The organism is Vreelandella olivaria, assembly GCF_023507745.1.
GTDB classification, from domain to species: Bacteria; Pseudomonadota; Gammaproteobacteria; order Pseudomonadales; family Halomonadaceae; genus Vreelandella; species Vreelandella olivaria_A.
The window spans coordinates 37,920-62,007 of the sequence record NZ_JALPZO010000045.1; the positions used below are offsets into that span (position 1 = coordinate 37,920).

The following is a 24,088-nucleotide window of genomic DNA, read 5'->3' on the forward strand; positions in this document are numbered from 1 at the left end:
CTAACGGCATACCACTCGGCCTGTTTCTGCAAAATGACGACCCAAACCTGGCTCGCCCTCTTCATCAACATCCAGCAGCGCCGCTTGCATGACCCGCTCTGGATCAGGATTGGCTGGCACAATGCTCAGCTCACAGCCAGGTACTCCATTGAGGATGAGCGCCTGCTCAGCGGGAGAGCCATCCTCTCCCTCATGTACCATTTCGATGTAATAGGTAGGGTCAAAGATTTGATACTCAAGCGTTTTACCCGCTAGCGGCTGGGGAGTTTCCAACGGCAGAATAAACATAAAGGTGAGGCGATTATTCCTTTCCAGTGCCGTATATTCAGTTACATCAGCTAATGGCTGACGCTCCCCATCAATCCGCACTTCGGTAAAGTAATGCTGGTGAGACAGGTTATCGCGAATTTCGCGACCCAACTGGTCAAGGCCAGCCTCTAAACTCGCCCCGTCCACCTGCTGCAATTCTTCAAATACGACCAGACTATAGAACGGGTCCATCCGCCACGTTTGATGCAACCCTTTAGCGTTACCCTCAGCATCGCTAATCACCCGTACGCTTATGTCGATCCAGCCATGAGGGTGGGCCTGTACAGCGGCACTACTCAATAGGCCCACCGCTCCCACGGCCACAATGCTCCAAACAGAGCGCCACTTACTCATTAAAGCAATACGCTCTGGCATGCGGCTGTCACGGTGCCTCTCCCAGTTTATGCTGCAACTCGACCAACCAGGGATCCAGCAAATAAGGCGGCAACGGCTGACTTCCCCGCAGGGCTGAAACCCGCACTCGGCTGCCGCCACTCTCTTCGCTTACCTGCAACTGCATACGATATTCCGGCCAGCGCGCCAACGATGCTTCTGCACGCCCTAATGATAAATCGGCATGCCTGACCACGTACCCCTGCTCAATCATTAGCTCCACCGCCTCACGGAATGTTTGTTCAGCGGGGGCTGAGTACCTTAACTCTCGGGGTTCGACAGGCTGTGGCGTCGCGCACCCCGAAAGAACCACCAGAGCACTTAACGTCACTGACGTTAAAAGGAGTTTGCGTAGAGGCTTCATAATGCTCTCCCGGTGGCAGGCGTTTGGGCAAAAGCAGACTGAAAACGCTGACAAAAATCATCGTTACTGGCGCTGTAAGACTCGCGCAAATCGCCCAGGTGGTCAAAACGGCGGATATCCCGGGAAATTCGCACATAGCCATCAGTCACCAGTAACGAGACGCGCTCCACTTCAACTGGCTGCTGGCCTATACCACCACCGAAGCCTAAGCCAATACCAGACCCACGCCCAAGACCCACGCCCCCAAACATCCGCATTCCACGCCCGTAACCATAGGCGTTATCGTAAGGATCGTAATAGCCCACTAACTCCCGCTGACGACTGGCACTAACCAGGCCCAATGCTGTATCCGTCGAATCAAGCTTAAACCCCCACTCTTCAAGCACTGCGACACTTTGGCTGACCAAATCAATGTTTGTGGACGCTGAACCAGCCGGGAAATAACAGGCGGCGGCTGGTACAGGCTCGGCCTGGGGCAGGCGGTCCGGTACTGTCTGACAGCCCGCCAACAACAAAACACAACTGATACTTAGTGAAATTGGCTTCATTTTGGGTCCTCTGACCGTTGTCGCGGCTGGTGTGTCATGAGGTAGCACGCTAAGCTCGCCAGCGGTGATAAAAAATAAATGACAATACAGTGTGACAACGTTTTACGGAGGTTGTGCGATGAATGTACTGCTTTGCCCCGATAGTTTTAAAGATGCCCTGGGCGCTGAACAGGCCGCCCAGGCGATGGCAAAAGGTGTGCAGCGCGCCGCACCTACTGCCACGGTACACATTTGCCCACTGGCGGATGGCGGTGAAGGCAGCCTTGATGCTCTGATTGCCGCCACTCGTGCTGAACGGCGCCAGCTCATCGTACAGGATGCCCTCGGCCGACCACGCCAGGCATCCTGGGGCTGGCTTAACGCCCAACGTACCGCGTTTATTGAACTGGCAGAAGCCAGTGGTTTACAGCACCTCACCTCCCAGGAACGTAATGCACTGCATACCACTACCCATGGTGTGGGCGAGCTGTTCAAGGCGGCACTGGATGCCGGCGCTGAAAAAGCGCTACTGCTGCTGGGTGGTAGTGCCACCAACGATGCCGGAGCTGGTATGTTACAGGCACTTGGCGCTCAGCTACTGGATCAACACGGTGCCCCGCTACCGCCTGGAGGGGCTGCGCTACAAACCCTCGCCACACTGGATCTTTCAACACTGGACCCGCGCCTAACCAAACTAAGCGTCGAGGCAGCAGTAGATGTTGATAACCCACTGCTGGGCGAACGCGGTGCAAGTGCGATCTTTGGCCCACAAAAAGGTGCCTCCCATGACGACGTTGCTCAGCTTGACCTCGCCCTTGGCCATTTTGCCGATATCAGCGCCCAGGTTCTTGGACGTGATGTTCGGGAGTTACCCGGCGCAGGGGCAGCGGGCGGCATGGGCTTTGCGGCCTGCGCCTTTCTTAACGCCACCCTAAAGCCAGGTATTGAAATGATTATGCAGCAAGCCAAGCTGCCGAACCTGCTAACCCAGGTAGACCTGGTGATAACAGGAGAAGGCCGCTTGGACGGCCAGAGTCTGGCGGGGAAAACCCCGATTGGCGTGGCTCGCGCCGCCCACAAACAGGGAAAACCTGTCGTGATCCTGGCGGGTAGCCTGGGTGATGGCTGGCAGGCCTGTCTGGGCGAAGGGGTGACGGCTGCGTTTGCTCTCGCAGATGGCCCGATGAGCCTTGAAGATGCACTGCCACGCACCGCTGAACTGCTGGCAGCACGCTGTGAAAACATCGCGCGCATGTGGCTCGCACGGCCCGCCTGATCTTCACTATTTCAGTCACCACGTTAGATAAGGGCTTGAAAAATGACGGCTGCGCCTGCATTTCATAAGCAGGCACGATAACGGGAGGGCGCGGTTGAGTAGGCGCGCACGGGTTACACGTGTCAGCGATGAGTCAGCCGTCGCCAGCTCACCGCCAGGGTAATGTTATGGCGCTATCAGCGCGATGCAAAAAACTTGTTTTGCATCACATCTTCAGCGCCTTAAGCTGAATCAAATGATTTGATGGCCGCCGGGTTTCAGCGCGGCTCCAACCATGGAGGAGCACCATATGTCTGATATGAACAGCATTGGCCTACACGAAAGCAGTGCCAGCCAACTGGCCGAAAAACTGAACCATCTGTTGGCCAATTACCAGATTTTTTACATGAACGTTCGCGGCTACCACTGGAACGTTAAAGGTAACGACTTCTTCGAACTGCATGCCAAATTTGAAGAGTTCTACACCGACCTGTTAACCAAAGTGGACGAAGTTGCCGAACGCATACTGACACTCGGCCATAAGCCGGTGCACGCTTACAGTGACTATGTGAAACTGTCGCATATCCTGGAAGATAAGGACGTGCATGATGGAAAATCATGTGTCAAAGGTGTACTGGCGGGTTACCAAACGCTGATTGAGCTGCAGCGTGAAGTGCTGTCACTGGCCTCGGATGCAGATGATGAAGGCACCGCCTCCCAGGCGAGTGACTATATTCGTGAGCAGGAAAAAACCGTATGGATGCTGAACGCCTATCTGGGCAAGTAAGCGTCACAGGCTGGCTGCCCACATACAGTCGCGATAAACGGCGCCCTGACTGGGGCGCCGTTTTTATTGCGATAATCACCGGTTAACGCAACGTTGCAAGCTCCTCAATAAGGGCACGCAACATGCTCCAGAACTCTTCTACTGAATCAATCTCTACCCGCTCATCCGGTGAGTGGGCACCACGAATAAGCGGCCCGAACGAGATCATATCCAGGTTAGGATATTTACTACCTAAAATACCGCACTCAAGCCCTGCGTGAATCACCTTGACGTCGGGTTCGCGGCCAAGTAATGCAGCATGGCAGGTTTTGAACGTCGCCAATAGCGGACTGTCCGGATTGGGCGCCCAGCCAGGGTAGCCGTTTTCAACTTTCACCCTGGCACCTATAAGCCCAAACAGCGCCTGGAAGCGGTCAGCCATGGCGGCAGCGGCGCTATCATGCAGCGAGCGTACCAACGCGCACAGGTGTAAACGCCCTGCTTCCAGGCTCAGCACACCCAGGTTATTAGAGGTTTCCACCACCCCAGGGACATCCGCACTCATTCTCTCCACGCCACAGGGCGCTGCGTGCAGTGCAGCTAATAACATGGCGCTGGCATCAAGCGTCAATGGCTCGACCAGGCCCGTTTCAGTGCGCTGGACTGACAGCACCAAACCGCTGTCACCGCTTCCCAGCTCTGCTTTGAGCGTGCGCTCCAGCGCTTCCACCATGGCAAGCGCTGCATCCACATCATCGGCAGGCAGCGCAACCTGAGCAAACGCCTCACGGGGGATGGCATTACGCAGGGTTCCCCCCTGATAGCTGATCAGACGTATATCAAATGCTTCCAACGCCCGCAGCACACGCACCAGCAAGCGGTTGGCATTACCTAACGGCTTATGGATATCCATGCCTGAGTGACCGCCTTTCAGCCCGGTCAGCGATAATGCGAGCACTTGCTCATCCTGCTGAAGTACGGCACCAGGTAGCTGGGCATCGACCAGCACATCGGCACCACCAGCACAGCCGATATACACCTGGCCACGATCCTCGCTATCGAGATTAAGCAGTAAGGAACCCTCAAGCCAGTCTTCGGCCAGATTAAGCGCGCCGCCCATGGAAGTCTCCTCCTCAAGGGTAAACAACGCCTCCAGCGGGCCATGGGTTAACTCGGGCTCCTCCAGGACAGCAAGAATCGCAGCGACGCCAAGCCCGTTATCAGCGCCTAATGTAGTCCCCTTGGCGTGTAACCAGCCATCTTTGACATAGGTACTGATGGGGTCACGGGTAAAGTCATGGTCATACCCTGAGTTTGCCTGAGCCACCATATCCAGATGCCCTTGCAACACAACCCCTGGCGCCTGCTCACAGCCCGGTGAGGGCGGTTTTCGAATGCGCAAGTTACCGAAGGCATCACGGTCATGGGAAAGCCCCTGAGCATCAGCCCAGGCTTCCAGAGTAGCCACTAATGCGGCCTCATGACCGGAAGGCCGTGGCGTATTACACAGCGTACGGAAATGGCGCCAAACCATGTTGGGTGCGAGCGCTTCTAAATGTACGTTCATGGCAACTCTTCATTATCGATAACCGGACTACTTTAACGCTCCCGGCCATCAGGTAAAAGCTCACTATGTTCAATAACACATTGAACGGCTTGCCGCAGCTGATGAGACGCCGCGCTTTGAGCCCTGGCCAAAGGTCGGTTTTGAAACGCCCACGCGGCTAACTGTTGCAGTGCCAAGGCAGCAACTTCATCCAGTACATAGTGGCTGGCCTCATACACCAGCGCCTGGAGCGAAACGCGTGCGAAGGCAGGGTTACGATGGGCATAAGCAACATCCTTCACTGCCTGCCAATCACCAGCACTCATTGGTTCACCGGGAAGCGATCGTAATAAAAGCACCACGACCGAGGCGGGCAAGTCACTTAATTCAAATGCCAACAGACTGGGTAGCGAGTCTGCAAACTGAACTCGCAAGGCGTTGAGTACCTCCTGCCCTTCAGCATTGAGTGCCTTCGCTACCATTACCGCATACTCACCTGTCGCCGTCTCTTTCGTAACGCCGAGACGCACCGGCGTAAACCCTAGCGCCAGCCAGAATTGTAGCAGCGAAGCCTCAGCACCAAACGTCGCGCCATAAAGCGCCACTCCTTGCAGGGTCGCCTCGGCGATATCATCTTCCAGCATACGCCGCCCCAACCCTTCGCGCCGCCGCTCTGGGTGGGTAGCAATGCGCGAGACCCGCCTCCACCGGGATGTCAGTGCTTGTCGACTGCCACTGTGGGCTGCCAGCGACTGGGCCAGCAGATGCCCCTGGGGGCGCCGCTCACCACGTGCCACCTGCTCAGCCAATGCCCATGTAAATCCGCCCTCTTCACGGGTCACCAGTACTGCCTGTGGTTCGCCGCCCCCGGCCACTATGCGCAGCGCCGTGCCTGGGCCATCCAACAGCTGGCGCAGATCACTGGGAGACGTGCGATAGTGAGACTGCACCAACAGGCCAAACAGCTTCTCCAGTAACACTTCCTGGCGAGCGAGCAGCGCCTGTGGCAGGAGAGTCGTTGTGATGACACCGTTTGGCTGAGCATCTGGTAAAGGGGCTTTCAACAACAGTAGACGATGAACCACTGACTCAAGGGGATCCTGCGCCGACCAGCGGATGGGGGTATCGAGTTCCACTGCGCGCCACTGCGGTGTCTGACGTCTGAGCACATCAAAAAACCGCAGTGCAAAGCCTCTCCCCGAACCTTCATAGCCATGGACCGTGGTGGCGAAAGCTATGCGTGGAAATGCCGTCAGCCACTGCCCCAATAGAGCGGCTGGAATAGCGGCGGCTTCATCGACCATCAGGTAGCTGCCGTCACCGCCAAGGCATTGATTGTTGACCTGTGCGGTTAGTAGGTCGGGGGGTAGAAAACAGAGCGCCTCCCCTCCCGGCATCACAAACCGACCTGGCGTTGCTTGCAGGCCGTCTGGGCAGAGTGCTGCCAAGCGCTCAAATACACTTTCCACCGCACTGAGTCGCGGTGCCGTTATAATGATGCGCGCCACCCCCTTACCCAGCAGTCGGGCACAGGCAATCCCCAGAGCTGCACTTTTACCACGCCCTCTATCAGCAGTTACGACGAGTGGACGGCGACGTTTCATCCCGACCAGTGCAGCCACACCCCTGGCCTGATCTGCGGTCAGGCAGGCTGCATCTCCCACGTAAGTGGCACCCACCGGGCTGGCTGGCAGTTTAGGCAGTAATAGCTCGCCCTCTACCTGCCAGCGAACGATGTTGGGTGAGGCACTAAGCAGGCGTGCTAAACGTGTCAGGTAATGAGCCGTCAGCGCCTCCCATCGCCAGGGATAGTCGGCAAAACGGGCATAGTCCGGATCAGGGTGATCACCCCAGGCATCGGGGGTTAACACAACACACAGGCCACCCGCTGTGATCGTTCCTGCTAATGCCCCCAATGCATCAGGGTCCAGGCCTTGGGCACCACATGCATCCACAACAACCAACTGATGCTCAGCCCCTAAACGTGTGCGTGCCTTGCGGGCCGACAGGCACGGCGTAACAGGTGCCTCGTGCTCATCGCCCACCCACAGCGGTGATTGCCAGGCAGCAGCCTGCCAAAGCTGTACAGCAGCGTGACGGCAGTGGCGTGATGGCCCGGAGAGCCATACCAGTTGACGCCAGCGGCGGCGCTTCAAGCGCACCGCATGGCAGGCCAACGCCAGGGCTTGGTTTGCGCTGATAGCGCATTGCGCAGACATGACGACTCCTTAGCAGGGCATTTCACTTACAACTTTGGTGTGAAAGAGCCGTTATTTTCAACGTTCCCAATGCGCAAACCGCCTGAAAGATCAGCCCCAAAAACACTACAAACACTTGTTAAATATAACAATATAAACAAAAAAAGCGCTAAAGCCGCGTTAGTTTTCCCGAATCAATAATATTGCGCTGTAGCGGGGGGTATGTGCTAGCTTAGCGTTGCAGTGCGGCATTTTGCTACTTTACGTAAACGTAAGCCTGCTCACTGCACTTTCCTGCTTTCAGGTACTAACACTAATAACGCCATACGCCAAAATACCAGGAAATACATCATGACAAAGACTACAAAATTTGCGCTTACCAGCCTTGCCGCTGGCGTTGCTTTCGCCACCCTCACGACCACCGCACAAGCACAAGAACAGTGGACCATGACCAGCACCTGGCCGGATAACCTTGATCTGATTCAAATCGATCAACACTGGGCAGAGCTGGTGAACAAACTGGCAGGGGATGAACTGCAAATCAATTTCCGGGCAGGCGGTACCTTAATGCCTGGAACGGAAGTATTTGATGCCACCGAAACCGGCAGCATTGAAGCTGCTGGCGACTGGCCTGGATACTGGGCGGGCCTGAACCCGGCATTTTCACCACTTGCAACGACGACCAGCCTGTTTAACGGCGTTGATTACCTTAACTGGATTCAGCAATGGGGTGGTCGCGAACTCTATGATGAGATCTACGGCCAGTTCAACATGGTCTATCTACCCTATGGTATTACCAATAACGAGTCGGGCTTCATGGGCCGCACGCCGATTGAAAGTATTGCCGATTTAGAGGGTAAACGTCTGCGCCTGTCTGGTCGCGACCAGGGCCGTGTGCTTGAAGAACTTGGCGGCTCCCAGGTGACCCTGGCGGGTGGCGAGGTTTACCAGGCGATTGAGCGCGGCGTTATTGATGCTGGCGAATTCTCCACACCAGGGGTCGACTTCAACGCGGGCTTTGCGGAAGTGGCCGATTACTGGGCAACGCCTGGGTGGCACCAGTCAGCCAGTGTGTTTGGTGTCATGATCAACAAAGACGCCTGGGATGCACTATCCGAGGAAACCCAGGAGAAACTTCGTATTGCGGCAGATGCCACCATGGCGTGGTCACTGGCATGGTCCGAGCGGCAGTCCACGGAAGCCACTCAGAAATTTATTGATGCCGGCGTGACCATCAACCAATTCTCCGAAGAAGACCTGGATCGCATTCAGGAAATCACCAACGACGTTATTCTCCGTGGCGCCTGTGAGCATCCTGACCACGCCAAGGTCTATCAATCCATGATTGCTTACCTGGAGCATTACGCAACATGGCGTGATGTATCGGCTCCCTACAATATGAGCCGTGTTATGGATAATCTGCCTTCATTGGAAGAGATCGAAGCCTGCCTATAAGGCGCTTTCTTACCGCCCCAGCCACTGGGGCGGTTTATGTGCTGACCGCGGAGACCTTCCATGAATGCGATTGCCAAGGCGATCGATGCAATTAACGAGCTGTTTGGACGAATCATTGCACCGTTAATTGCCATCATTACCCTTATTGTACTGTTTGATATTGCATCACGCTTTTTCTTTGGCCGCCCAAGTGACTGGGCATTCGACATCACCAAAATGCTGTTTGGTGCCCACTTCATGCTGATGGCAGCCTATGGGCTCAAGCATCATGCCCATGTCGAAGTGGATGTGCTAAAGCGCCTGCTATCCCGTAAACGCCAAACACTTCTTGATGTGATCGGCTACCTGATTTTCTTCGTTCCCTTTATCTGGATGCTGCTCACTTACGGGTGGCGCTTCTTCGAGCGCTCCTTCAGCCGAGGCGAAACAACCTATGGCATGGTGTCAATCCCGGTGTATCCCATCAAGGGCGTTATCGTGGTGGCTGCTGCACTGTTACTGTTACAGGCAATCGCCATCGTCCTGCGCGCCATCATGCAACTGCGCGAGGAGAAATCAGTATGAACCTGAGTCCGGAACTACTTGCGCTGGTGATGTTTGGCGGGCTGCTGTTGGGTCTGTTCATGGGCCACCCCTTGGCCTTCGTATTGGGCGGTGTCGCCGTTATCGGCGCTTTTCTTGGCCCCGGGGAACGTGTGCTGGGTACGCTGATTAATAATATTTTTGGTAACGCCATGGATAACTACGTCCTGGTTGCAATACCACTCTTCGTGCTGATGGCACGCTTTCTAAATGACTCCGGCGTCACCGAGCGAATGTTTGATGCCATGCGCTTACTACTGGCTAACTTGCGTGGGGGGCTAGCCCTGACAGTGGTGGTTGTTTCTGTCCTGCTGGCAGCAACTACCGGGATTGTAGGGGCCTCCATTGCGGTGATGGGAATGATAGCTCTCGTCCCCATGCTGAAGTACGGCTACAACAAAGAGCTGAGTACCGGCGTCATTATGGCAAGCGGCTGCCTTGGGATTCTGATTCCACCCAGTATCATGCTGATTTTGATGGCCAGCTACTCGCCGGTTTCGGTGGGTGCACTGTTTGCGGGCGCCATGGTTCCTGGGGTTATGCTGGGTTGCATGTATGCACTTTACGTACTGCTGGTTTGCCACTTCAAACCCTCTTATGGACCACCGGTACCTAAAGAGGAGCGCGCTGAAGTCAGCACGAAACAGCTCTTGATCATGCTGGGTAAATACGTGGTGCCACCCATGTCGTTAATACTGGGCGTGCTAGGTGCCTTGTTTACCGGTATTGCCACGGCCACAGAAGCGTCTGCCATTGGCGTGTTTATCGCGTTTATCCTGTTTTTAATTTTCGGCGACCGGAAATTATCCACCTGCTACCACACGTTAATTGACGCTGGCAAAACAACCACCATGGTGATGCTGGTACTGGTAGGTGCCACCGCCTTTACCGGTGTTTTCTCCCGTGGTGGCGGTATGCAGGTCATTCAGGATTTACTGCTGGCTATACCAGGCGGCACAACAGGCGCGCTGATTATGATGCTGCTACTGGTATTTGTACTCGGCATGTTTCTCGATTGGACCGGTATTGTGTTACTTAGCTTTCCTATCATGCTGCCTATTATTCAGCAGATGGGAGTGGACCCGCTATGGTTCATCGTTATGGTCGCGGTGGTCTTGCAGACCTCGTTCCTAACCCCCCCCTTTGGTTACGCGCTTTTCTACTTAAAAGGTGTCTCTCCTCCAGGGGTTGAAACTATCGACCTGTATAAGGCGGTAATACCGTTTGTCGCGCTGATCCTGCTCGCCTGTGTACTGATGGCCTTTTTCCCCATTCTGGTAACCGGCTTACCCAGTATGATGCTGGGCTATTAACCTGAAAATAAACGGGGCGCTGCCAGGCGCCCCTTCTACTACGCTCTCTTGTGCTCCTTACCCTTGTACTGAGAAACCGTTACCATTCGTTAGCGTGTTTACGAATTGTTTTGCATATCATTATCATTTAAAAAAGAGACTTTTTTTGATATTGTGCGTACAGCTTATGGAAACACGCTGTTCGAACACCTGTTCTTGATATCTATTACAAAGGAACGCTCACTATGCAAAAAACACTTTATGCTACTGCAGTCGCCACACTCCTGGCAGCACCACTAGCCTCCGCCGCAGATCTGACGCTTTACTCAGGCCGCGGCGAAACCATGGTTGAGCCGATCATTGCACAGTTCGAAAAAGATACGGGCATCAACGTCAACGTGCGTTATGGGGATACCGCACAGCTGGCAGTGCTGCTACAGGAAGAGGGTGACCGCTCCCCCGCCGATCTTTATTGGGGCCAGGATGCAGGTGCTATGGGTGCTATTAGCCAGGCTGGGCTGCTGGCGGAATTACCTGAAGATATTTATGAGGGTTTACCCGCTATTTATACCAGCGAAACTGGCAATTGGGTGGCATCCAGCGGACGCGGGCGTGTTCTGGCCTACTCACCTGAGCGTGTCAGTGAAGACGAACTCCCTGAGAGTGTCTTCGACCTGACCGATGAGGCCTATGAAGGCCGCGTTGGCTGGGCACCCACCAACGGAGGCTTCCAGTCGTTTGTCACGGCCATGCGCCTTGAGCATGGTGAAGATACTACCCGCGAGTGGCTGGAGAGTATGCGTGACAATGGAGCGGTGGTATTCCGCAACAATGCCACTCAGGTTCAGGGTATTGCAGATGGTGAAGTCGACTTCGCGCTGGTAAACAATTACTATTTGCCTCGCTTTAGGGCTACCGATAGCGAGTTCCCCGTTGAACAGACCCTGTTCGTTGATGGTGATATCGGCAATCTGGTCAACGTTGCAGGGATCGCCGTGCTGGAAAGCAGCGATAATAAAGACGCTGCCGTCGAGTTCATTCGCTTCCTGCTATCACCGGCTGCTCAGCAGTACTTTACCGGCAATGTCTACGAGTACCCTGTCACTCGTGACGTGATTCAGAACCCGATTCTTGAAGACTTCGACCAATTACTGGAAGTCTCACCTGAAATCGACCTGGATGATCTGAGTGATCTCGAAGGTACGCTGAACCTGCTGCGGGAAGTCAACTTGCTGTAACGGTGTACATTGTGGCTCAAGTGCGCTTGAACCACAGATTGGTAAACACCCAAGCCGCCCTTCAAGGGCGGCTTGGCGCTGTCAAGAGATACCATGTCACATTCGCACACTTATGCCGCAGTTCCCAACCAGCGACGGATACCTCTTCATATTCTGCTGCCTTCACTCATGGCAGCCGGGGTCATGCTGCTTCCGCTTGTTTATTTATTATTGCGAGCCTTCCAAGCTGACAGCGCCACGCTTTCCTCACTGATTCTTCGCGCCCGCAACCTTGAACTGTTACTCAACACGCTGCAGTTGGCTACAACGGTGGTGATCACCACTACCCTGATGGCCTTCCCGCTTGCCTGGCTGGTAACACGCACAGATATACGTTTCAAACGCCTATTGACCATACTTGGCGTTGTCCCCTTGGCAGTTCCAGGCTACGTGATGGCGTATGCTCTGCTTAGCATGAGTGGCAATTACGGCGTCTTCGCCCAGTTCTTCGGTATCCAATTACCACGTCTCCAGGGCTTGCCTGGGGCAACCATCGCACTTTCTCTGTACACATTTCCCTACCTGTTTCTCAATTTGCGGGCTGCCCTCGCCGGGCTGGATGGCAACCTTGAAGAGAGTGCCCGCAGCCTGGGGTATTCACAGTTCGATGTTTTCCGCTATGTCATTCTTCCCCATCTCATGCCTGCGCTGATGGCTGGTTGGCTGGTCATTACACTTTACGTGCTGGGGGACTTTGGTGCTGTGGCCCTGATGCGCTACGAAGCCTTCAGCTACGCGATTTTCACACAATATTCCGGGGCGTTTGATCGTATCTACGCCGCCTGGCTTGCCATTATGCTACTGGCCCTGGCCCTATGCTTCGTACTGATTGACAGCTTCGTGGTTAAACGCAAATTGGCCCGCGTCGGTACGGGGGTAGCTCGCCCTATCGCTCCCAAGCCACTGGGCCGTGCCCGGTGGCTAGCCTGGCCATACCTGATTATTTTGTTTGGTGCTTCAATCGGCTTACCTGCCCTCATTCTTTGCTATTGGCTGCTGCTGGCGCCACCTGATGTCAGCTTCTTCGCACGGGTTCCAGGTACGCTGCTACGTTCAGCAGGGGCAGCGCTACCAGCGGCGGTACTGGCAGCTGCATTCGCTCTGCCGCTGGCCTTCTTGAGTGTACGCTACCGCTCTCCATTCACGGCCATGATTGAGCGCTCAGTATATATAGGTTACGCCATTCCCCCCCTGGCGCTGGCGCTGGCCATGGTTTTCTTCGCTTTACAAGCCGCGCCGTTCCTCTACCAAACGTTGGCGCTACTCATTCTTACCTGGGCAATCGCATCGCTTGCCCTGGCGCTTGGACCTATTCGCAGTGCGTTGCTGCAAACCCGCCCCAGTATGGAGCAGGCTGCCCACTCATTGGGGCACGGGTCAGTCTCTACCTTTCTGCACGTAATTTTCCCACGTTTGCGGCGTGGCATACTATCAGGCGTGGTACTGGTGTTCGTGCTATGCATGAAAGAACTCCCCATTACCTTCCTACTGGCACCGACCGGCTATACCACGCTGGCTGTCACGGTCTTTACCCGGACATCAGAAGGCATGCTGGCTGAAGCTGCGCCTTTTGCGGCCGCCATCATCTTTTTTTCCAGTGTATCTGTTGGCTTACTACTCGCCCGGGAGGGACCACGATGACTACTCTCAATGTGCCTACAGCCGCATATGACAGCGTCTCGTCGATCCCTCCCTTATTGAAGGTGGATGGGCTGACCAAACGCTATCGGACTGGCGACCCTTTGGCCGTTGATAAAGCCAGTTTCGAATTGCACAGCGGCGATATCCTCGCCCTGCTGGGCCCCAGTGGATGCGGTAAAAGTACCACCCTGCGCATGATTGCCGGCTTCGAACGGCCTGATCAGGGCCAGCTGTTCCTGCACGGCAAAAACGTGACCGCGTTAACGCCCCAGCAACGGCGCATTGGGATCGTATTTCAGGACTATGCACTGTTCCCGCATATGACGCTCAGTCAGAACGTCGCCTTTGCCATGCGCCATATTCCCAAAGCCAAACGCGCCGATAAAGCCCGAGAGTGGCTGGACCTGGTAGGGCTGGCCGATCTTGGCCGACGGATGCCCGATGAGCTTTCCGGCGGGCAGCAGCAGCGCGTCGCCCTGGCGCGTACGCTTGCCGCGGAGCCTGAACTGATACTGCTTGATGAACCTTTTTCCAACCTTGATGCTGCTCTGCGCGAATCCACACGCAAAGAGGTTCGCACACTCTTCAAGGCATCGAATACTACGGCTATTCTAGTTACCCACGACCAGGGGGAAGCCCTCTCGTTTGCCGACCAGGTCGGTGTCATGAACGCAGGAAAACTGCTTCAGATTGATCGACCCGAGGATATATATCAGCGCCCAACGACAGCCTTCGTGGCAGAGTTTCTTGGTCACACCAATCTACTGGAAGGCGAAGCAGCGGGGGATATCGTACAGACAGCGCTGGGGCCTGTGGGTATTGACACCTCCGCGTACGGGCCTGTGGAGGTTTCGCTCCGTCCCGAGCACCTGTCCATGGAACCCACCCAAGGCGAACAGGGTGCCACCATCATCGAGCGCGAGTTTCGTGGTCATGACTGTTTTTACGTGCTGGAAAAACAGGGCCAACGGTTTACCGTGATTACCCCCAGCGATACTCTGTGGAACGTGGGAGAGCAAGCCAAACTCACTCCTCGTCTACGGGGTAGCGTGGTTGGGGAGCAGCCGAGTCGGCAGTTGCCTATTTCATTGCCCTAGCTCTCAGGTCGGCACAGGCCTCTTTTTGATGCCTCCATGTGAGAGGGGATACGCCTGGCCGACCCTCTTCCAGCATAGGCAGGTAGTGTGTCCGATGCTCCGGCAATACCAGCGGCACATGGCTGGAAATAACTAGAATTCCTTTTTGTGTACGTCGCACAAGGCTGTCAACGACATGATGACGTGTGATTGTATCCAAACCGGCCAACGGCTCATCCAGCAACAGGATAGGGCGACGCGTCAGCAGTACCCGCCCCAGCGCAATACGCCGCGCCTGGCCACCGGAAACTGCGGCACCGTACTCACCCAGCGGCGTATTTAGCCCTTGCGGTAATCCTCTCGCCCACGTACCAAGCGCCATATCGTTGAGCACGCCCCACAGAGTGTCATCACTGGCGCCTTCGTCACCAAGACGTAGATTCTCTGCCAGACTCATATCGAATACATCCCACTGCTGGGGCAGATAGCCAATCGTTTTGAGCAAAGGCCAGTGTTCCGGCGGCTGCCCATTTAGCCAGTAATGTCCTGATAAAGGAGCCAGCTCACCCGCCAACACCTGCAACAATGTTGATTTACCGCACCCTGACGGCCCTTGCAGACATAATATCTCGCCGCTTTTTAATGAGAGATGGATATCCTGTGGTCCAGTCAGAGCACCTGGCAAGCGTGCTGTCAGCTGACAGGCCTCCAACTGCCAGGTTAGCGGTACAGCGCCGCTCCATGTAACGGGCGGTGATGGTCGCGACTCATCAGCGTTAATCAGTGCATTAAGGCGGTCGCGCGCCGCAAGGCTCGCCCCCAGAGCAAGAAAACTGCTGGCCAACGGTGCCAGAATTTCGCCTAATGCCAGGATGGCCAAGACCGCAGCTAGCAGTATTGGCACCGTCAAAGCCCCTGTATGCATCAGCACTTCAGCCTGCCACAACACACCAATAATTGAACTTCCCAGTGCCACCTGCTGCATGGCAGTCGTTAGGCTTGCCAGGCTAAATTGGCGCTCCTGCTGCTGTAAGAAATTGATATCCTCTCCTTTTACTCGCTGCCGAATATCCGGCCAGCGCCCCCATAGCACCAGCGACGTAATCGCTGCTAACGGATCAAGCAGAGCCACTCGGCGACGTTCTGCAAACTCGGCATCCCTGCGAGCCTGACGAATGCCACGCCATACCGCTAGCAGTGGCAGTCCCAACCAGGCAATCAGCAACCCTGGCAAGGCGGCCCAAAGTAGCGTGCTATTCAACCAGTACAAGCCACCCATCACGGCAGCGACCATTAACCCACTCCAGCCCCACGGCAGTAGGGCTCGCAGCACGACCTGGTCCAGGTGATCAATATCCGTAATCAGACGATGCATGGCTTTGGCGGCACGGTAATGAGCAGTGGACACAGCCGACTGCAAAGGCTTTTTCCCCAAAGCCCTGAAAAGGCGACAACGCAGATCCTTAAGCAGTCCCAGCGCTGTATCATGGGAAGCCAGACGCTCGCCATAACGCCCGGCAGTGCGCACGATAGCGCATAAGCGGATCAGCGCAGCCGGGCGAAAATAGTCGAAACCAATAGCGGCGGCAGTGGCCGTGCCAGCCACTGCCGCCGCTGTAATGAACCAGCCCGAGATGGCCAGTAAGCCTACCACTGACAGCAGCGTCACCGCCCCCAGCAGGAAAGCCAGTAACCAGCCGCCGCCCCGCAGCAACAACAAATCACGTAGCCGGATGCTGGTGTCGCGGGTCTCTGACACCTTGCCTAACCGCAACATGGGATGCCCCTTCCCGATGTCAATACCCGCCGGTGCTCAACCCACTCCAACCCCACCGACTCGTGGCTGACAATAATCACACTGCGCCCCCGGCTGAGCCGCCCAATCAATGTATTCAGTTGCCAGGCCGAGTCGGGATCAAGGTGGGCTGTCGGCTCATCAAACAACCATAGCGCGGCATCACGAAGTAACAGTTGTGCCAACCCCAAGCGCTGAAGCTGCCCACCGGACAACCCTTGCCCACGCTCTCCCAAACGCGTGAACAGACCATCACCACGCACCAGTATCGGCCAGAGACCTACCCACTCCAGCGCCTCGATAAGTTCAGTATCCGTTTTATCAGGGCATGCCAAGCGTAGGTTCTCGGCAATGCTGCCACCCAATACCGGTGGTTGCTGCCCCAGATAGCCAAGCTGGCACCGCCAGACATCGCCAGGCCATTGCGACAGTTCGCAACCGTTGACCATTACACTTCCCTGATAGGCGGAGAAGCCCAGCAACGCTTCCAGAAAGCTCGATTTCCCTACCCCGCTTTCTCCCTGTATCAGCAATCGCTCCCCTGCAGCCAGCATAAGGCTCAGTGGCGCCAAGCGCAGGCGGCCTCCTTCACCGCACACCGCCAGTTCATGGCACGCCAGATGGAGTGGCTCAACTCTCACCTTGGCCGAGGGTTGCTGCCCCTGTGGTTGCCAGGTGCCGGCTTCCAGTAATGGGGATAAGGACAGCATGGCGCCAGTTGCTTCCGCACGTGCATGGTAGTCTGCTCCCAACTGGCGTAATGGTGCGTAAAACTCCGGCGCCAGCAGCAAAATAAATAGTGCCCCCTGGTAAGGCACCGGTACCTCCCCTTTCGCCCAGGGCAATAGCCCCAGCAACCCCAAGCCCAGGTACAGGGCCACCAGGGCAATGGCCAGCGCAGCAAAAAACTCAAGGACAGCGCTGGATAGAAAGGCCAGCTTCAGTACTCTCATGGTACGAGTGCGGTAAGCTTCACTGGCGTCTGCCACGCTGTCCTCTGCCTGTGCGGTCGCTCCCATGCGCGTTAGCGTCGCCATACCACGAACCAGATCAAGGAAGCGCCCGCCCATACGTGCCAAAGCGCTGAACTGCTGTTGACTGGCGCTGGCGGCAGCACGGCCCACCAACACCATGAACAATGGCACCAAAGGTGCGGTCGCCAGCATCAGTCCCGCGGACAGCGGACTATAAAAGGCCACCACAGCGGCAACCAGACAGGGCACCATGACGGCAAGCAGGCTCTGTACACGATAACGGCTGATATAGCCATCCAAGGCATCCACCTGCTCCAAAACCTGTGTGCCCAATGCGCCATCGCTGCCCAGATGGCGCCTGGCTGGCCCCAATCGTTCAAGCTGTTCCAGCAACTGGCTGCGCAAGGCGATACGTGCACGCTGGCTGGCTTGACGGGATAACCATTCTCGTCCGGCCTGAAGCAACGGGCGTAACACCAGGCAGATGATTAGCCCGAACAACACCCCCGACTGATAGCGGGCTGCCTCTGTGCCCTGCCAGAGCTGCAACCAATGATGGAATAGCGTGGCCAGCAACCAGCTTTGAATAATCAGCAGTACAACACTGAACAGCGCCAGTAACAAAGCTCCGCGTAACCACCATCGATGAGGAGCAATACAGCGGCCCAACAGCTGCTGTGGATCAGTGGAGTCAGTCACGCCGCTCATGATCGGCTTTACTTTCATAGCCGTTCACTTCCAGCCACATAGCGTTAAGAATACTGATGGTGGCCGCAAGCGTGACCCCCAGAATCCATGCGAAATACCACATGCTGCATCCTCCTCAGTAAAGCGCTTTATCATTGTTACGGATGAACTGTTCATCTAACCGACCGCGCATGACCCAATAACTCCAGGCGGTATAAAGCAGCACCAACGGTACAAAGATACAGACCACTACAAACATGATTTTGAGGGTCAGTTCACTCGCCGTTGCATCCCACATGGTCAAGCTATGATTAGGATTCAGCGACGATGGCATCACGAAGGGGAACATCGTTACACCGGTAGTCACAATCACCATGGCCATGGCGGCAGCCGAGCTGATGAATGCCAGTACATGCCGCCCCATTTTCATGGTCACAGCACAGAGCAAGAAACCCGATACACCCAATAGAGGCAACAGCCATAGCAGCGGGAACCGACTATAGTTGGCGATCCACCCTCCTGTACTCACCGCAACAACCTTACCGGTCGTATCGTTATATCCCTGGGTGTCGATCACACTGGTCACCTGGTAGCCATCGACACCCAGTAGCATCCAGACACCTCCCAGCATGAACAACATGGCACACACCACGGCAGTCCACGAACCGATAGCCGCACTGCGATGACGCAGCTCTCCTCCGGTCTTTAACTGAAGCCATGCAGCCCCGTGGGTGATGAACATCAGCAGGCTCAGCAACCCTGCCAACAAAGCAAAGGGATTCAATAAATCCAATAAGCCACCTTGATAATCAAGACGCAGGATGTCATCGAACTGAAAGGGAACGCCCTGCAGCAGGTTGCCAAAGGCAACACCGAAGATAAGAGCAGGCACCGCAGAGCCCAACGTCAGCCCCCAATCCCAGCAGCTGCGCCACGCCTGGCTTTCCAGTTTAGAGCGGTAGTCAAATGCCAATGGGCGCAGAAACAGTGCGAACAGTGTCAGCATCAATGCCAGATAAAAGCCATTAAAGGCTGTGGCGTAAACGGGGGGCCAGGCAGCAAACAAAGCTCCCCCGGCCGTGATTAGCCACACCTGATTGCCATCCCAGTGGGGGGCCATGGAATTGATCATCACTCGACGCTCTTCATCACCATGGCCTACCACTTTGAGCAGCGTCGCGACCCCCATATCGAAACCATCAGTGACCGAGAATCCTATCAGCAGCACACCAATCAGCACCCACCAGATAAATCTGAGCGTTTCGTAGTCCATTATTTTTCCTCCCGGTAAGGGCTGGAGGTTGTATAGGCCACATCAATGTCGTCATCCAAGTAGCCGCTACCTGTCGGCCCTTTACGGGCAAAGTGCTGCATCAGCCACACCTCGATGATGACAAAAACGGTATAAAGGATCCCAATGGCAACCAGGGTAGAAAGCACCTGTTCAGCTGTCAGGCTGGAAACGGCTAAATGCACTGGCAGGATTTCACCAATAGCCCACGGTTGCCGTCCATACTCAGCCACGAACCAGCCAGCTTCAGAAGCAATCCAGGGCAAAGGCAGGCTGAACAGTGCAAAGCGGAGCAACCATGGGGACTTTTCTGGCTGACGGCGCACGCTATGCCAGAACGCCAACCCAAACAACAACAACATGATAAAGCCAGCGGCCACCATCGCCCGGAAAGACCAGAACAGCGGCCACACCTTGGGAATAGACGCTTCCACCGCCTGGGCAATATCTGCCTCAGTGGCATTGGCCACATCGTCGGAGTAGGCACTTAGCAAGAGCCCATAACCGATATCGCTACGCACTTCTTCGAAACGGGCAATATCCTCTTCACTGCCTTCACCACGACGCAGGCGTTGCATCAGGGTATACGCTTCCTGACCATTGGTTATTCGCTCTCGATGCTCCTCCTTGAGCTCCCTGATACCCATGACCTCTGTGTTCCACGAGCGCGTGGCAATCAGCCCCATGACGCCTGGGATTTTGATCGCCATATCGGTACGCTGCTCACGCTCGTTGGGTATCCCAAACAGGGTAAAGGCGGCGGGAGCAGGATGTGTTTGCCACTCGGCTTCAATGGCTGCCAGCTTAACCTTTTGCACGTCTCCCAGCTCATAGCCCGACTCGTCTCCCAATACAATGACAGACAGTACACTGGCCAGCCCAAAGGCCGAAGCAATCGCAAAGCTGCGACGGGCGAAAGCGATCTCCCGGCCCTTGAGCAGGTACCAACTTGAAATGGCCAACACAAACACCGCACCGGTAACATAACCGGCAGATACGGTATGCACGAACTTCACCTGGGCAACAGGATTAAGCAGAACATCGGCAAAGTTAGTTAACTCCATGCGCATGGTCGCAAGGTTGAGTTCCGACCCTACTGGATGCTGCATCCACCCATTGGCCACCAGAATCCATAGGGCTGACATATTGGTGGCTAGTGCCATGAGCCAGGTAACCGCCAGGTGCTTCTCTTTCGACATACGATCCCAGCCGAAGAAGAACAGCCCGACCAGCGTCGACTCAAGGAAAAAGGCCATCAAGGCTTCTATGGCCAGAGGGGCACCAAAAATATCACCCACATAGTGCGAGTAATACGACCAGTTAGTGCCAAACTGGAACTCCATGGCAATACCAGTCGTCACCCCCAACGCAAAGTTGATACCAAATAATTTTCCCCAGAACTTGGTCATCTGACGATAAATGGTCCTGCCAGTCATCACATAGACCGACTCCATGATCGCCAGCAGTATCGACAGCCCCAGCGTCAATGGTACGAACAGGAAATGCACCATCGCCGTAAAGGCAAACTGCAACCTGGATAGCTCCACAATGTCCATGAATGACTCCCGATGGATAGCTTGAACATTCCCTCGCTCCACCGGAAATCAATGACGACCAGTTTCGGGTAAAGCGGAGCCTATAAGCTATTCCCACTGCACGGCCAAAAGACTGATACAGATCAGTTTTTCAATAGCGTGCTTTACAGTTGCGACAATATGCCATATGCACTGCAGACGTACCGGGGAAGTACTGCGAAGGGACATGGAAGACCTGCCTCCTGAATCGGGGGCAGGTGTATTAGGGGGCTAAAAGAGGAGGATGTGAGCAGCCATGCAAATGGTGGTTATTTCATGAATGTTAATGGGCTTCGTCCCAATTCATGCCACTTGCAGCCTCGACGATCAGAGGCACCTTAAGCTCACCTGCAGACTGCATCCTTGCCTGAACCTCGTGGATAAAAGCGTCCACCTGGGCTTCAGCCACTTCAAACACCAGTTCGTCATGCACCTGCATGATCATCAGGGCATCGAACTTCCCTTCAGCCAGCCAGGCATCCACATTGATCATCGCCTGCTTGATGATATCCGCCGCCGTACCCTGCATTGGCGCATTAATCGCGGTGCGTTCCGCCCCCTGGCGACGGTTGCGGTTCTGTGAGTGGATCTCCGGTAAATACAGGCGGCGCCCCATCACCGTTTCCACAAACCCATCCTCCGCCGCCTGGGAGCGTATACGCTCCATATAGCGAGCCACACCGGGATAGCGATCAAAATAGCGATCAATGTAAGTTTGTGCCTGGTTCCGCTCAATGTGCAATTGCCGGGACAGCCCCCAGGCACTCATCCCGTATATCAACCCAAAGTTAATCGCCTTGGCACTGCGCCGCTGCTCACCGGACACCTTTTCAAGCTGGGTGCCAAAAACCTCGGCAGCGGTAGCGGCATGGATATCCTGACCTTCAGCGAAGGCGTCCAGTAACCCTTTATCTTCTGACAGGTGGGCCATAATGCGCAGCTCAATCTGCGAATAGTCGGCAGCCACAATCCGATAGCCAGGGCGGGCAACAAACGCCTGGCGAATTTTTCTCCCCTCTTCGGTACGAATGGGAATGTTTTGCAGATTAGGGTCAGAGGAGGATAGCCGACCGGTAGCCGTTACTGCTTGGTGGTAGCTGGTATGAACGCGCCCCGTGGCTCTATTAAGCAACCGCGGCAGCTTATCGGTGTAGGTAGACTTCAGTTTCGCCAACCCGCGGTGCTGCATAATGACTTTAGGCAATGGGTAGTCCAGCGCCAGCTCTTCCAGTACTGCTTCAGCTGTTGAAGGCGCCCCCTTGGGGGTTTTTTTGATCACGGGAATTTTCTGTTCTTCAAACAGAATTTGGCCCAATTGCTTCGGCGAACCCAGATTGAACTCACGGCCTGCTAACTCATATGCCTTGCTTTCAAGCTCCCGGATGCGGCTCTCCAATTGCTGGCTCTGCTCGTGCAGGCGCTCAGCATCCAGTGCCACACCGTTGCGCTCAATACGGGACAACACGCCAATCAGCGGCAACTCAAGGGTATCCAGTACCTCAGCCAAACGCCCTTCCCGCTCCACCTGAGGGCGCAGTGTCTCTTGCAGGCGCAGCGTGATATCCACGTCTTCGCAGGCGTACGGAGCCGCCTGCTCCAGGGCTATCTGGTTAAAGGTAAGCTGCTTGGCCCCTTTCCCGGCAATCTCCTCAAAGGAGATGGTTTTCTCGCCCAGATATTTTAACGCCAGGGAGTCCATATCGTGGCGGGTAGCCGTGGAGTTGAGTATATAAGAGGCCAGCATCGTATCGGCCAATGGCCCTGAAACGGATATCCCGTAGTTAGCCAGTACCGAAATATCGTACTTTAAGTTTTGACCAATTTTGATTTTCGACTGGTCTTCCAGGATCGGTTGCAACGTTTTTAGCACTGCTTTGCGATCCAACTGCTGGGGGGCATCCAGATAATCATGGGCTAATGGGATATAGGCCGCCTCCCCTACCTCCAGTGCCAGGCCAATGCCGACAATTTCAGCATCCATATAATTCAGGCTGGTGGTTTCCAGATCGAAGCAGAAGCGCTCGGCGCCTTTCAGCCGCTTAAGCCAGGCATCAAATTCACGCTGCTCTAGAATCACATGATCCGTACGGTTGGCAGACGAGGATACCATGTCCTTGTCGGTTGCACTGGCAGGGGCTGGCTCGCCCCCCTTGACATCATCGACGCCCTCATCCTTGCCCTCAAGCAGCTCGGACAGCCACTGCTTGAACTCCAGCTTTTTATAGAGCACAACCAGTGCTTCCCGGTCGGGATGGGCAATATCCAGATCATCCAGCCCAACGGGCAAGTCGCAGTCGGTTTTAATGGTCGCCAGCTGGTAAGAAAGAAACGCCTGTTCGCGATGCTCTTCCAGTTTCTTCGGCAACGTTTTTGCGCCTCGGAAAGCAAGTGCTTTCACCCGTTCCAGATCGCCGTATATGGTATCTAAACCGCCCCCCATTCCCTGTAACAGGCCAATAGCCGTTTTTTCGCCAACGCCAGGAACGCCTGGAATGTTATCCACTTTGTCGCCCATCAGGGCAAGAAAATCGATAATCAGAGCAGGCGGCAAACCAAACTTCTCCTCCACTCCCGCGGGGTCAAGGGTTTCCTCCTTCATGGTATTCACCAACGTAATATGGGCATTCACTAGTTGCGCCATATCTTTATCGCCGGTGGAGATCACCGCATCACGACCTGCCTGGGTGGCATGGTGAGCCAGAGTGCCGATAACATCATCGGCCTCCACACCCTCTATGCATAACAGCGGTAGCCCCAGCGCTTTCACGCAGGCGTGCAGTGGCTCAATCTGGCTGCGCAAATCATCCGGCATGGGAGGACGATGCGCCTTGTACTCACTGTACATATCGTCGCGAAAGGTTTTGCCCGGCGCATCAAACACCACTGCCATAGGGCTTTCAGGGTAGTCCTTGATTAGCCGCTTAAGCATGTTCAATACGCCCTTTACGGCCCCCGAGGGCTGGCCATTAGAGGTCATTAGCGGCGGCAACGCATGAAAAGCGCGGTATAGATAAGAGGAGCCATCGACGAGCACGATTGGAGCGCGGGCCATAACCAAGTTCCATAGTTAGAAAAGAGACAGTAAC

At 55.4% G+C, this 24,088-nt stretch carries 19 protein-coding genes; 8 read left to right on the plus strand and 11 right to left on the minus strand.

Annotated elements, in window-relative coordinates:
* The 3 genes from HP566_RS03760 to HP566_RS03770 are packed head-to-tail and all read right to left on the minus strand — an operon-like array spanning nt 1 to nt 1,614.
* Complete coding sequence (locus tag HP566_RS03760; RefSeq protein ID WP_249975925.1) at nt 1-684, minus strand: DUF1007 family protein; 684 nt, start codon at nt 682-684, stop codon at nt 1-3.
* A 7-nt stretch (nt 685-691) separates the two neighbouring features.
* Nucleotides 692-1,066 carry a hypothetical protein gene (locus HP566_RS03765; RefSeq protein ID WP_249975926.1) on the minus strand — a complete coding sequence of 125 codons (375 nt, stop codon included), beginning with the start codon at nt 1,064-1,066 and terminating at the stop codon, nt 692-694.
* Nucleotides 1,063-1,614 (minus strand): hypothetical protein, encoded by a 552-nt coding sequence (locus HP566_RS03770; protein ID WP_249975927.1) that lies wholly within the window; start codon nt 1,612-1,614, stop codon nt 1,063-1,065. Before HP566_RS03770 ends, HP566_RS03765 begins: the two co-directional genes overlap by 4 nt.
* Before the next feature lie 118 nt (nt 1,615-1,732).
* Here HP566_RS03770 and HP566_RS03775 point away from each other — a divergent pair, with 118 nt between their 5' ends.
* Both HP566_RS03775 and HP566_RS03780 read left to right on the plus strand, forming a co-directional pair.
* Nucleotides 1,733-2,869, plus strand: a complete 1,137-nt coding sequence (locus HP566_RS03775) for a glycerate kinase (protein WP_249975928.1) — start codon at nt 1,733-1,735, stop codon at nt 2,867-2,869.
* Nucleotides 2,870-3,158: 289 nt separating this feature from the next.
* On the plus strand, nt 3,159-3,635 hold the full coding sequence (locus HP566_RS03780; protein ID WP_249975929.1) for a Dps family protein: 477 nt from the start codon (nt 3,159-3,161) through the stop codon (nt 3,633-3,635).
* 82 nt (nt 3,636-3,717) lie between these two features.
* Here the strand turns inward: HP566_RS03780 and HP566_RS03785 are convergent, their stop codons facing one another.
* On the minus strand, nt 3,718-5,181 hold the full coding sequence (locus HP566_RS03785) for an aminoacyl-histidine dipeptidase (RefSeq protein WP_249975930.1): 1,464 nt from the start codon (nt 5,179-5,181) through the stop codon (nt 3,718-3,720).
* A gap of 32 nt (nt 5,182-5,213) precedes the next feature.
* Nucleotides 5,214-7,379 carry a tRNA(Met) cytidine acetyltransferase TmcA gene (locus HP566_RS03790; protein WP_249975931.1) on the minus strand — a complete coding sequence of 722 codons (2,166 nt, stop codon included), beginning with the start codon at nt 7,377-7,379 and terminating at the stop codon, nt 5,214-5,216.
* Nucleotides 7,380-7,709: 330 nt separating this feature from the next.
* On the opposite strand from HP566_RS03790, the gene dctP reads away from it, so the two are divergent.
* From dctP to HP566_RS03820, 6 genes are all read left to right on the plus strand, one after another.
* A complete protein-coding gene (dctP, locus tag HP566_RS03795) occupies nt 7,710-8,813 on the plus strand; it encodes a TRAP transporter substrate-binding protein DctP (RefSeq protein ID WP_249975932.1) in 1,104 nt (367 codons plus the stop codon).
* A gap of 60 nt (nt 8,814-8,873) precedes the next feature.
* Nucleotides 8,874-9,377, plus strand: coding sequence for a TRAP transporter small permease subunit (locus HP566_RS03800; protein ID WP_249975933.1), 504 nt, complete (start codon nt 8,874-8,876; stop codon nt 9,375-9,377).
* Nucleotides 9,374-10,708, plus strand: a complete 1,335-nt coding sequence (locus HP566_RS03805; protein ID WP_249975934.1) for a TRAP transporter large permease — start codon at nt 9,374-9,376, stop codon at nt 10,706-10,708. Before HP566_RS03800 ends, HP566_RS03805 begins: the two co-directional genes overlap by 4 nt.
* A 224-nt stretch (nt 10,709-10,932) precedes the next feature.
* On the plus strand, nt 10,933-11,925 hold the full coding sequence (locus HP566_RS03810; protein WP_249975935.1) for an iron ABC transporter substrate-binding protein: 993 nt from the start codon (nt 10,933-10,935) through the stop codon (nt 11,923-11,925).
* A 93-nt stretch (nt 11,926-12,018) separates the two neighbouring features.
* Nucleotides 12,019-13,605, plus strand: a complete 1,587-nt coding sequence (locus tag HP566_RS03815) for an ABC transporter permease (protein ID WP_249975936.1) — start codon at nt 12,019-12,021, stop codon at nt 13,603-13,605.
* Nucleotides 13,602-14,702, plus strand: coding sequence for an ABC transporter ATP-binding protein (locus HP566_RS03820; protein WP_249975937.1), 1,101 nt, complete (start codon nt 13,602-13,604; stop codon nt 14,700-14,702). Before HP566_RS03815 ends, HP566_RS03820 begins: the two co-directional genes overlap by 4 nt.
* On the opposite strand, the gene cydC is transcribed toward HP566_RS03820, so the two are convergent.
* The 6 genes from cydC to polA all read right to left on the minus strand — a co-directional run bounded on the left by cydC (nt 14,686) and on the right by polA (nt 24,054).
* Entirely contained in the window at nt 14,686-16,458 is a 1,773-nt protein-coding gene (gene cydC / locus HP566_RS03825; protein WP_249975938.1) for a thiol reductant ABC exporter subunit CydC, read from the minus strand. The genes HP566_RS03820 and cydC overlap by 17 nt on opposite strands.
* Nucleotides 16,446-18,158, minus strand: a complete 1,713-nt coding sequence (gene cydD / locus HP566_RS03830; RefSeq protein ID WP_249975939.1) for a thiol reductant ABC exporter subunit CydD — start codon at nt 18,156-18,158, stop codon at nt 16,446-16,448. The genes cydC and cydD overlap by 13 nt, the downstream gene beginning before the upstream one ends.
* Entirely contained in the window at nt 18,142-18,261 is a 120-nt protein-coding gene (cydX, locus tag HP566_RS03835; RefSeq protein WP_249975940.1) for a cytochrome bd-I oxidase subunit CydX, read from the minus strand. Before cydX ends, cydD begins: the two co-directional genes overlap by 17 nt.
* Before the next feature lie 12 nt (nt 18,262-18,273).
* Nucleotides 18,274-19,410, minus strand: coding sequence for a cytochrome d ubiquinol oxidase subunit II (gene cydB / locus HP566_RS03840; protein ID WP_284041299.1), 1,137 nt, complete (start codon nt 19,408-19,410; stop codon nt 18,274-18,276).
* Complete coding sequence (locus HP566_RS03845; protein WP_425348168.1) at nt 19,410-20,915, minus strand: cytochrome ubiquinol oxidase subunit I; 1,506 nt, start codon at nt 20,913-20,915, stop codon at nt 19,410-19,412. The genes cydB and HP566_RS03845 overlap by 1 nt, the downstream gene beginning before the upstream one ends.
* Before the next feature lie 370 nt (nt 20,916-21,285).
* Nucleotides 21,286-24,054: a DNA polymerase I gene (gene polA, locus HP566_RS03850; RefSeq protein ID WP_249975942.1), complete on the minus strand. Its 2,769-nt coding sequence runs from the start codon at nt 24,052-24,054 to the stop codon at nt 21,286-21,288.
* Nucleotides 24,055-24,088: the final 34 nt, after the last annotated feature.